12 protein-coding genes are annotated in these 10557 nt (G+C 36.5%); 4 read left to right on the top strand and 8 right to left on the bottom strand.

The genetic code is table 11. From position 1 onward, the window contains the following. Both ACJML3_RS02845 and ACJML3_RS02840 read right to left on the bottom strand, forming a co-directional pair. On the bottom strand, positions 1 to 364 hold a 364-nt coding region (locus ACJML3_RS02845; RefSeq protein WP_406020436.1), incomplete at its 3' end, for a DUF1036 domain-containing protein. Between the two features lie 9 nt (positions 365 to 373). Then, positions 374 to 1348, bottom strand: a complete 975-nt coding sequence (locus tag ACJML3_RS02840; RefSeq protein WP_406020434.1) for a DUF1189 family protein — start codon at positions 1346 to 1348, stop codon at positions 374 to 376. A gap of 197 nt (positions 1349 to 1545) precedes the next feature. Here ACJML3_RS02840 and ACJML3_RS02835 point away from each other — a divergent pair, with 197 nt between their 5' ends. Beyond that, positions 1546 to 2532, top strand: a complete 987-nt coding sequence (locus ACJML3_RS02835; protein WP_406020432.1) for a bile acid:sodium symporter family protein — start codon at positions 1546 to 1548, stop codon at positions 2530 to 2532. 13 nt (positions 2533 to 2545) lie between these two features. Then, the gene (dapE, locus tag ACJML3_RS02830) at positions 2546 to 3694 is read left to right on the top strand and encodes a succinyl-diaminopimelate desuccinylase (RefSeq protein ID WP_406020430.1); all 1149 of its coding nucleotides are present in this window, start codon (positions 2546 to 2548) and stop codon (positions 3692 to 3694) included. Positions 3695 to 3791: 97 nt separating this feature from the next. On the opposite strand, the gene ACJML3_RS02825 is transcribed toward dapE, so the two are convergent. The 4 genes from ACJML3_RS02825 to argC form a co-directional block, all read right to left on the bottom strand. After that, positions 3792 to 5003: an acetylornithine/succinyldiaminopimelate transaminase gene (locus tag ACJML3_RS02825; protein WP_406020428.1), complete on the bottom strand. Its 1212-nt coding sequence runs from the start codon at positions 5001 to 5003 to the stop codon at positions 3792 to 3794. Beyond that, entirely contained in the window at positions 5003 to 5656 is a 654-nt protein-coding gene (locus tag ACJML3_RS02820; RefSeq protein WP_406020426.1) for an N-acetyltransferase, read from the bottom strand. The genes ACJML3_RS02825 and ACJML3_RS02820 overlap by 1 nt, the downstream gene beginning before the upstream one ends. A 37-nt stretch (positions 5657 to 5693) precedes the next feature. Then, on the bottom strand, positions 5694 to 6455 hold the full coding sequence (gene argB, locus ACJML3_RS02815; RefSeq protein ID WP_406020424.1) for an acetylglutamate kinase: 762 nt from the start codon (positions 6453 to 6455) through the stop codon (positions 5694 to 5696). Positions 6456 to 6545: 90 nt separating this feature from the next. Next, complete coding sequence (argC, locus tag ACJML3_RS02810) at positions 6546 to 7547, bottom strand: N-acetyl-gamma-glutamyl-phosphate reductase (protein ID WP_406020422.1); 1002 nt, start codon at positions 7545 to 7547, stop codon at positions 6546 to 6548. Between the two features lie 275 nt (positions 7548 to 7822). On the opposite strand from argC, the gene ACJML3_RS02805 reads away from it, so the two are divergent. Then, complete coding sequence (locus tag ACJML3_RS02805) at positions 7823 to 8152, top strand: hypothetical protein (RefSeq protein WP_406020420.1); 330 nt, start codon at positions 7823 to 7825, stop codon at positions 8150 to 8152. Positions 8153 to 8160: 8 nt separating this feature from the next. Beyond that, positions 8161 to 9606 (top strand): SUMF1/EgtB/PvdO family nonheme iron enzyme, encoded by a 1446-nt coding sequence (locus ACJML3_RS02800; protein ID WP_406020418.1) that lies wholly within the window; start codon positions 8161 to 8163, stop codon positions 9604 to 9606. Here ACJML3_RS02800 and ACJML3_RS02795 read toward each other — a convergent pair. Together ACJML3_RS02795 and ACJML3_RS02790 are read right to left on the bottom strand one after the other, a co-directional pair. Beyond that, the gene (locus ACJML3_RS02795; protein WP_406020416.1) at positions 9603 to 10115 is read right to left on the bottom strand and encodes an NUDIX hydrolase; all 513 of its coding nucleotides are present in this window, start codon (positions 10113 to 10115) and stop codon (positions 9603 to 9605) included. The genes ACJML3_RS02800 and ACJML3_RS02795 overlap by 4 nt on opposite strands. Positions 10116 to 10154: 39 nt before the next feature. Further along, the coding region (locus tag ACJML3_RS02790) for a penicillin-insensitive murein endopeptidase (RefSeq protein ID WP_406020414.1) at positions 10155 to 10557 on the bottom strand (403 nt) is incomplete at its 5' end.

The following is a 10557-nucleotide window of genomic DNA, read 5'->3' as shown; positions in this document are numbered from 1 at the left end:
CCCTTGCTCTTACAAAACTAACTTTTCTCTGAACTGTTTTTGGGATCTTGTTTTGCTTGTAGAAGAATGCTCTGTTATCAACATAAAGATTTACTGAGCCTTTTCCTCCTTCTAGCTTTTTGCCATTAGAAAACTCTGAGTACAGATAATAAATGTCATTCTTGCTGTCTAAATTGACCATTTCTGTCTTTTTAGGATTAACGTTATACCATCCGTCTACAACCCAGTCATTCTGTTTGTTGTCAAGATATGAAAACGCAAGCACAACAGTTGAATCAGTCTGATTCTCAATAGTTAGCTCAAGAGAATTGGCACACTGCATAGCAAGTGCCACTGACATAATGGCTGTAAACAGTTTTTTCATATTTAATCCTTATGGAGCGAAATAACCGCCCTTGTTGTTTTTGTTATTATCATCCTTATCTGATGAATCATCAGATACATTGAGTTTATCAGATTCATTTTCCAAGAGATCTTCTGATGATTCCAAGTTGCCATTGCTATCATATTTTTTGCTAACAACTTTGGCATTTTTAAGATCATGCTGTTTTATAAATCCCTCAATTCCATGATTTACCAACTCATTGTGGAATGTTTTTACAAAGAGGATCATATAGATCATTGGAAGTAACATCATTACAAGATAAGAAAATGTCACATTAAACAGGATCTGAACAGTCATTACTACTGCACATATGGTATTTGCATAGCAGGACAGTCTTAAAAGGTTGCCAAAACTTGTTTTGATTTTTCCAACAATAGTAAACAAGAAATTAGACAGTGCTGCTGTTAGAACCACATTCAGGCCAAGCATGACAAAAGCAGCCAGAGCGTAGAACAAGAATGCAAAGGCATTTGCCATATCAGCTAAGGATTTTAAAGTATAAGGCTCTAAAAGGTCGTTTAATGATCCTTTAGGACCAAGTGCATCAACATATCTTAATACAGTCCCCTTTGCATAGTTGAGTCTGAATGTTTTTGAATTGAATTCAATGATAGGTTCACTCTGAGATTCGTACATTCTATCTTCAATATTAAAGACAACAGCAAGTACACCATCTTCTGTATATATCTGCTTGAAAGACTCGTTTTTATCAAATGTTCTTAAAGTACCTGTTCTGTCAAGATAGGTCTTTGGGATCTGATTTGCCACATAGATAACATTATTTTCAAGATGAAATGAAATAGTACTGCAAAGCTTTATTGTTGATGGAATTGAAACTAATATTGCAAGATACAGAAGAAAAAGAATTCCCTGTCCTCTTTTTTTAAACAGGACTTCAAAATAGAATGAAACCGAATACAAAGCACGAATCGGTGATGAAATAAAATTTATAAAATTGTTCATATATTCATAACTTCTGTGTTTTTTCATTAGATTAACACAAAAAACACAAAAGAAACTGTTTTTTATGTGGTCTCTTGCATATATTCGGTGCAAAAAATCATAAATTTTACTGCAGTTGTATTTTTATACGATTTGCCGTTAAATATGTTAGTCTTCTGGACATAGTTATAAATTAGAAAACTAACAGGTAAATATTCATGTCAGCATTATTACTTGCAAGCAGATATCTTGCAAAATACACAGCATTATTCGTAATCGGAACAGCTGTTTTTGCTTATTTTGTTCCACAGTCATGCACCTTTGTAAAAGGTAATACACAGACATTAATACTTGGTATTATCATGCTTTCAATGGGTATGACACTTGGCCGTCAGGATTACAAGATCCTAGCTCAAAGACCTTTTGATATTCTGGTAGGTGCAATTGCTCAGTATACAATTATGCCTATTATTGCAATTGCTATTGCAAATGCATTTAACCTCTCACCAGAGCTTACCTTAGGTCTTGTTCTTGTTGGATGCTGCCCTGGTGGTGTATCTTCAAATATTATGAGTTTCCTTTGCAAAGGTGATGTTGCCTTCTCAGTTGGTATGACAACAGTTTCAACAATCGTATCACCTCTTGCAACACCTTTATTAGTAAGCTACCTTGTAGGCGAGAAAATTGAATTTGCTCTACTTCCAATGATTCAGTTCATGCTTATTGTTACTATTCTTCCTGTAGGCGTAGGCTCAATCTGTAACATCCTTTTCCACAAGTATGAGTTCTTCAAGAAAGTAAGAGAAGTTATGCCTGGTGTTGCTGTTATTGGCTTTGCACTGATTGTTGGTGGTGTAATTTCTGTACACGGTGAGAAATTCTTACAGTCAGGCCTAATCATCTTTGCATGTATTTTCTTACACAATGCATCAGGTTATATCTTAGGTTACTTAGCTGGCCGCTTCTTCAAGATGAGCAAAGCCAAGAAGAGAACACTTGCAATTGAGGTTGGTGTTCAGAATGCAGGTCTTGCAACAGGTCTTTGCGGCAAGTTCTTCCCAACATCAGCTGAAGCTGCTATCGCATCTGCAGTATCATGCGTATGGCACTCTATTTCTGGTACTATCCTTGCAAATATCTTTGCATGGTTTGACAAGAAAGAAGCTGAAGAAACTGACAGTCAGACTGAGCTTAAGAGCGAATAGTAAAGGATAACAAATGGAGCTTTCCAAAACAGTAAATCTTGCAAAAGAACTTGTCTGTATAAAGTCAGTTACACCTGATGACAACGGTTGTCAGGATCTGATTGCAAAGATTCTTGAGCCTTATGGATTTAGCATAAGATTCATAAGTTCCAACGGAACTAAAAATCTGCTGGCTTTTCATGGTACAGGTGCTCCATTAACCTTGTTTTTAGGTCATACAGATGTTGTTCCTACAGGTGATGAAACCACCTGGGACTACCCGCCTTTTAGTGGAAAAATCATCACTAAAGATGATGGTAAACACTATCTGTATGGCAGAGGCAGCTCTGATATGAAAGGTGGCGATGCAGCTATGATCTGCGCGATGCTTGAATATATAGAGCAAAAACCTGACCATAAAGGTACTATAGGTCTTTTATTAACATCTAATGAAGAAGGAGATGCCGTAGGCGGAACTCCTTATGTAGTTGAGTTTTTAAAAAAGGAAAACATAATCCCTGATTACTGCATTATAGGCGAGTGCTCTTGTGATGAGGTTTTCGGAGACTCAATTAAAAACGGTCGAAGAGGCGATCTGAATGCTACTATTGTTGTAAATGGTATTCAGGGTCATGCAGCTTTGGAACAGCATGCTAAAAATGCTGTTTTTGAAGCATCCCGTTTTATTAGCGCAATGCTTGATAATCCTATAGATAATGGTACACAATTCTTCCCACCAACTTCTTTTCAGGTATCTAACATAAGTGCTGGTACTGGTGCTGATAATGTTATTCCCGGAGTTTGCACATTAAGATGCAACTTTAGATGGAACGATTTACAGACCCCTGAGAAAATTGAAAAGCATGTAAGGGAAGTTGCAAAATCCTGTGGTATTGACTGCACAATGGATTTTAGAGAAGAAGGCAAACCATTCTTAACAAAAGAGGGTTTACTTATCGATGCTCTAAAAGCCTCTATTATTGAAGTTACAGGAATTACACCATCTCTTGGCACTTCAGGTGGTACATCTGATGGCAGATTCATTAGACCTCTTGGCACTCAGACAGTTGAATTCGGTCCTGTGTCAAATCTTATACACAAGGTAAATGAAATGGTCTGCACAGAAGATCTTGATTCACTTACTAGAATCTATGTCAAAACTCTTGAAAAACTTATGAAGTAGATTTTAAGAGAACAAGAGGCTTATAAAAATTAAGGTCTGTTCATTTAATGAGCAGACCTTTTTTTAAGCCTGATAATTCAGGCTTAACTATCGATGATTAGGCATTCTCGCTTACAAATGTAGCTAAGGCCTTATCTAAAAGTTTCATAGCCTCATCTACAGTTTTCTTCTTGATATTAAGAGCAGGAGCTAAACGAAGAACATCACCGTGAGCAACTAAGGTTAGAAGCTTGTGTTCAAAGCACTTCTTCTGAAGAGCACCTGACTTTCCTGAATACTTGTCATTTAGTACAAGACCTAGAAGTAAGCCCTCTCCGCGAACTGTATTGAATACATTGTACTTTTCGTTAAGCTTCATAACACTGTCAGTAATGTATGAGCTCATCTTCTTAACATTCTCAAGGAATTCACTCTTTGAAACAACGTCGATAACATATGAGCCAACTGAACATGCTAAAGCGTTACCACCAAAGGTTGAACCATGAGTACCAGGAACAAAGTGCTTTGCAAACTCATCAGTAGTCATAACAGCACCAATTGGTAAACCTGCAGCAAGACCCTTTGCTGATGTTAGAATATCAGGCTTTACCGGGGTCTGCTCGTAAGCATATAAAGTACCACTACGAGCAACACCAGTCTGAACCTCATCAAAGATTAAAGCTGCATTAAACTTGGTGCAAAGCTCTCTTACAGTCTTTAAAAACTCATCATCAGCCTTTAAAATACCGCCTTCGCCCTGAATAGGCTCAAGAATAACACAACAGGTCTTATCTGAAATTGCCTTCTTGAAAGCATCCACATCATTGAATGGAATGTGGGTGATTGCAGCAGGTTTTGGACCGAAACCATCTGAATAAGAATCCTGACCACCAACAGTCACAGAGAAGAATGTTCTGCCATGGAAGCTGTTAACAAATGAGATGATCTCGTTTTTGTCAGCACCGTAATTGTCAAAAGCAACACGACGTGCTAGCTTTAAGGCAGTCTCATTTGCCTCAGCTCCAGAATTTACAAAGAAAACCTTCTGGTAACCAGTCTTTTCAACAAGCTTTTTAGCAAGTGTAAGAGTGTACTCATTACAGAAGATATTACTTACATGAATAAGATTCTTTGCAGTCTTTTTGATAACTTTCTGAACATCTGACGGTGTATGACCTAAACAGTTAACAGCAATACCTGATGTTAAATCAAGGTACTTATTGCCTTCGTTATCATAAACATATGATCCATGAGCCTTTTTGATAACCATGTTCATTGGGTTGTAACAAGGGAACATGACCTCGTTGAATGTATTTCTTGTAATCTTCATTATTGGTGATCCTTCATATTGTAGATGTATGCAACTTCGTCACATTCAGCTCTCTTAGGACAGTTTTCACAATCCTTTAAAATCTTTTCAGGTAAAGCCTCAATAACAGTCTTCTGGAAGCCAACCTTTGAGAAGAACTCTGGAGAGCGAGTTAAAACGAATACTCTTTGGATAAACATCTTTGAAGCACGCTTTAAAAGATAATTTACAATTGCTCTGCCCTGGCCCTGTCTTTGAATAACAGGTGAAACACCTAAAGAGCGTATTTCAGCAAGACCTGAGTCATATACATAAAGACAGGCACAACCTACAACCTGTTCATCCTTTACGCATACGGCAAAAGTCTGAATACCTCTGATAATATCATTACGCTTTCTTGGAAGATTCTGCCCTTGCTTTGCCCAGTACTCAATCATTTCCATAAGTGAGTCAACATCAGCAAGGGTTGCCTGACGAACGATGAAATTAGCCTTTTCCTGCTTTAAAAACACCTGATTTAAAGTTACAAGGGCTCCTGTAATGGTATCAAGATCGTCTTTTGACATCTTGCCACTCTGGTTTAAGGTAATAACCTTGTCGTAAATCTCTTCTAAGGTATTCTGCTTTAATTCATCTAAAAGAACGAAATTTGAATCTTTAACTAAGTTTTCCACTATCACAAAACTCCACAACAAATCCTGAAACTAAAATTTATGCCTTAAAAACAGTTCCAAGAGGTCGCCGTGAAATGAGGTTCATAGCAAGATTCTCATCTTTGTAGGATGCGATGTATACATTCTTCTTGATAAGCTTTGTGGCATCTAATGCTGATTTGACCTTAACAGTCATACCACCAGAAATGGTACCGTCTGCAATAAGAGCATTCATTTTTTCTTCATCAAGCTCTTCAATCAGATTACCATTCTTATCAAGAACACCTGGTACATCAGAAATGTAATATAAAGGTGCGTTAAGCACACGTGCAATGGCTAATGCAGCATCGTCTGCATTAACATTATAAAGCTCACCGTTGTCATCATGAGCTAAAGAAGCAATGACCGGGGTATAGCCGTTATCAAGCAACAGATTCAGAAACTTTCCATCACCTGGCTCTACGGCACCTACCATTCCAAGGTCAGAAGAAAGCTGTGAAACACTGATAGTCTTGCCATCAGATGCAAGAATACCAATTGCATTCAGGCCATTGCTGATAGCTAAAGCCTGCAGTGATTTGTTGCACTGTCCTGCAAGAGCTGCGCTGATATATGGCATCTGCTCTTTTGGACTTACACGTAAACCATCTTTTTTCACAACTTCAAGTTTTAAGGCCTTGAACAGGGCATCAACTTCTACGCCACCACCATGAACAACGACAAGTCTGTGTGAATTCGCAGCTTTGAAAAGCTTTGATAATTCATCAATTCCACCTAAAGCTTTTCCACTTAATTTAACTACTACTGTATCTTGTGTCATTTTTCTTTAACTAATGTGATTGAACATAGATGTGACATCGCTGTCACATCTGATTATACAATTATTTTTTTCAATGTGAATAAAAATGACTTATAAAAGTCCTTCTAATTCATCAAAGCCATAGTACAGATTCAGGATCTGAAGAGCCTGTGCTGAGGCACCCTTTAAAAGATTGTCAATACATGAGCATACAACGATATAGCCATCCTTCATTGCATAGCCGATATCGCAAAATGGAGTGTACTGAACATCCTGAAGTTTAGGCATACCATCCTTTACTCTTACAAGAGGCTTGTTCTTATAGTAGGCAAAGGCATCATCAACCATCTGCTTTGTTACACCGTCTTTTAATTTTGCATTAACAGTTGCATGAATACCCTGCTTAAAATCACCAAGATGTGGTGTAAAAATAACCTCAGTTCCTAAGTGCTCTGCAATTTCTGGCTGATGACGGTGAGTAAATACACCATATGCATTTACGCTTACCTCACAGAATGAATTTGTAAGCTTAGCCTTTCTACCTGCACCTGATACACCAGAGATTGCATTAATAGATGGTCTGTAGTTTAAATCAAGAAGATTGTTGTCAATTAATGGACGCAGTGCTAACTGTGATGCTGTAGGATAGCAGCCTGGCAGAGAAATCATTTTGGTATTTCTAAGCTCATCAAGATTTACATACTCACCTAATGCATAAACAGCCTTCTTTAAAAGATCAGTATGCTCATGAGCAAAACCGTATGCACTTTCAAATACGTCAGTATTAGAAATTCTGAATGCACCTGATAAATCGAATACTGCAATACCAGCTTCAACTAAATCAGGAGCAAGATCGTGGCTTACCTTATGATCGGTTGCTAAAAATACAGCATCTGCTCTTCCGATAATATCCTTTGCACTTGACAGAGGCTCTAAAGATAATGAGCAGATACCATCTAATGAACCGTAAAGCTCACTGATCTTCTTGCCCTTATCTGCTGAGTTTTCAGAAACAAAAAGTGCAGTTAATTCAAGATTTGAATGTTTACTAATCATTCTTACAAGCTGACAGCCTGCATAACCAGAAGCACCAACAATGGCAACTTTTTTCATAAGATAACTCCGATCCTTATTTTAAGTAATAATCAGTAAGTCTACTTGAAAACACATACAAATTGTAAATTAAATTTATTCTAAATTTTATGCACCAAAAAGATGAAAAACACCTACGTAATAAGCGAATTTTCATCTGTAGAATTAAGAATTTGCACTCAAAAGGAAGAAAAATAATAACTTTGATGTGACAGTGACCAGAAAATCAGAAATATAAGTTGAAAATACTATCTTATTTCACTAAATATGAAGTTGTATAACCTAAGGATATTTATATGAAAAAGATATTTTTACTGCTTTTGATTTTTTCACTAAATTCTTTTGCATCCGACTTTATCACGCCAAAACAGGCTGCTTATCATAAAGGAAGAACTCAAACTGTATGTGCAAAAGCAGTTCAGGTGGTTACAAAAAATGGAATCACCTATGTAAACTTTGAAAAGAAATATCCAAATCAGACTTTTTATCTTTTTATCACTCAAAAAGAAAACTACATCGATCTAAAAAAGGTTAAAGGTAAAAAGATCTGCTCTCACGGAAAAATCGAACTATATAAGAATATTCCAATGCACAAGGATCCAAAATCTATAATGATCATGCAATAGGATTTGAATTGAAAAAGAATACCAAGAATAATCATCTTTTTACCGCACTTAAAATTGCAGGTATTTGTTTATCTGTATCATTTAATGCATCTTTTGCAGATGAAAAGGATTTTGTCTTTGTAATAGATAAAAGTATAAAAAAGACTGTATTCAATCCACATCCAATGAAAGACGATCTGGTGCTACCACTTCCTTGTGGCTCTGAAAAGTACAGTATTGTATTTAGAAAAATCTATACAAATACTGGTAAAGACAGTGATATGACTAATGGATTTACATTTTATGACGGATCTGATGATCCTCTAAATGCAGCAATTCAGTCAAAAAGAAAATGTAATGTTCGAGGAAACTTTTCTGACAGTAAAGGTAACTTTTTCTATCTTGCCAAATACGAGCTTACAACCGGTCAGTATGATGCGATTGTAAATGGAAAATGTAAGAATTCTCCTAGTATCAAAGATGCTGTTGCTAAAAGCAATATCAGTATTGATGAAGCTAGAAACGTAGCAAAACTCTATTCAGATTTTCTTCAAAAATCAAAAAAGACACCTACAGTACAGAATGAAAAGGCTTATGCATCATTGCCATATGAATGCTACTGGTCTTTTGCACAAAGAGGCGGACTTTCTGTAAATAAAAAAGATCTTGAGGATGAAACAAGATTAGCTGATCCTACAAAAACAGTTAAGGATTATGCCTGGTGCTATGGTCCTGACAGTTCAAATGGAAAGGTTCAGGTAATAGGAATGAAACTTCCATCTGAGCTTGGTTTATTTGACATGCTTGGAAATGTTCAGGAGTTTATGGATGAGCCATTTCAGGCAACTGTACAAGGTGATCTTTTAGCACAAAAGGGAGGAAGTACTGTACGTGGAGGCAGTATTCTTACACCATTTTCTCTAATGACAAACTCACTTAGAACAGAAAAGAAACGCTATACAAATGGCAATCCTACAAAGGCAGAAGATACAGGCATGCGACTCATGCTCAACGTATCTGTTACTCTTGATAGAGAAACTCTAAAAAAACTTGAATCAGACGTTATCAAAAAGAATGCTTCAAGAAAAACAAAGATAAAACAAGATGATGAGCAAACAAAAAAACTATCTAATCTTGCATCAAGTGTAAAAGAAAATGCCCTTGATGCAAACGTAAAGCAAAAGGATAAGGACAATTACAGATATATAACACCTTATAAGGCTGCAGATTATATCGGCAAATTCAAGAAAGTCTGTGGATTTGTTTATCAGGTTAAGATAAAAAACAATCAGGCTTATCTGAACTTTGGTGGACGATATCCAAATCAGAAATTCGTCGTATATATCAACAAGATGTACAAATACGGCAATATTTATGATTATTCAGGCAAGAAGGTCTGTGTTACAGGCACAATTAAAAGCTATCGTTCTATGCCTGAAATCATAAATCCTTACACTCTTGAGCTACAGAATTAAGGCTTTTTTGAGCATAATTCTTTGTGATTAATGATCTTACCGTCAAGAGTGCACTGAACAAGGTTTTCGCCTTCATAAACTAATTTTAAGGAGAAAAAGTCTTTTCTTGTCTTAAGAAGATGAAAGAAAACCTTATCACCCTCCCATAAAGGCAGATCAAAAATTCTATCTTTTTTAATCCACTCAAGATCACCTTCGTTGCATTGAGTATTCATAACACCAGAAAAATTATCTGATGTATATAAAAACATATATACAACGCCATAGCAGTCTGAAACAAAGGTTATAAGGCCGCGAAGTGCATATGAATTAAGAGTAAGTCCTGTTTCCTCCATTGTTTCACGAACAATGCACTCATCAGGAGATTCACCAGTCTCAATGTGACCGCCTATGCCTATCCATTTATCCTTATTGATGTCTTTTTCTTTCTTCACTCTGTGAAGCATAAGATAGCTATCATCCTTTTCAAGATAACAGATAGTTGTAAGTTCTGCTTTTGTACTTGGCATGATGTTTTTATTGCTTATTTTAATAATATAGGAGAACTATCAGCTTTTCTTATAAGACTCAAAAAGCTTCTGACACTTTTTAGGTGGGACTTTCTTCTTTTTTACAAATGTCTTAGTTTTTGGATCAGGAGCCTTTGGATGAAGCCAGCTGTATAGTTCAGCACCACATCCATCACCTGATGGAACAGGATCCTGTTTTTTGCATGATGGTGAATCTACCGGACACTTAAGACGAACATGCATATGAGCTCTGTGACCAAACCAAGGTCTAATTTTTGACAGCCATGCTCTATCTTCGTTCTTGTAAAGATCACATAAAGTCTTTTTTATTCCAGGTGCTACAAAGATCCTTTCAACCTTAGGATCTGATGCTGCAAGATAAATTAGTTTTACATGATTCTGATTAAAATGCTTTGTCTTATTGTTTTTAGTATCAACAATA

Origin of the sequence: Succinivibrio sp. (genome assembly GCF_045124615.1) — a bacterium.
GTDB lineage: Bacteria > Pseudomonadota > Gammaproteobacteria > Enterobacterales > Succinivibrionaceae > Succinivibrio > Succinivibrio faecicola.
This window is presented reverse-complemented; position numbering and strand designations above follow the sequence as displayed.

Bases quoted from the DNA above. Each gene is read 5' to 3' on its own strand.
- ACJML3_RS02840 (WP_406020434.1), bottom strand. From the start codon at position 1,348: ATGAACAATTTTATAAATTTTATTTCATCACCGATTCGTGCTTTGTAT.
- ACJML3_RS02835 (WP_406020432.1), top strand. From the start codon at position 1,546: ATGTCAGCATTATTACTTGCAAGCAGATATCTTGCAAAATACACAGCA.
- dapE (WP_406020430.1), top strand. From the start codon at position 2,546: ATGGAGCTTTCCAAAACAGTAAATCTTGCAAAAGAACTTGTCTGTATA.
- ACJML3_RS02825 (WP_406020428.1), bottom strand. From the start codon at position 5,003: ATGAAGATTACAAGAAATACATTCAACGAGGTCATGTTCCCTTGTTAC.
- argB (WP_406020424.1), bottom strand. From the start codon at position 6,455: ATGACACAAGATACAGTAGTAGTTAAATTAAGTGGAAAAGCTTTAGGT.
- argC (WP_406020422.1), bottom strand. From the start codon at position 7,547: ATGAAAAAAGTTGCCATTGTTGGTGCTTCTGGTTATGCAGGCTGTCAG.
- ACJML3_RS02805 (WP_406020420.1), top strand. From the start codon at position 7,823: ATGAAAAAGATATTTTTACTGCTTTTGATTTTTTCACTAAATTCTTTT.
- ACJML3_RS02795 (WP_406020416.1), bottom strand. From the start codon at position 10,115: ATGCCAAGTACAAAAGCAGAACTTACAACTATCTGTTATCTTGAAAAG.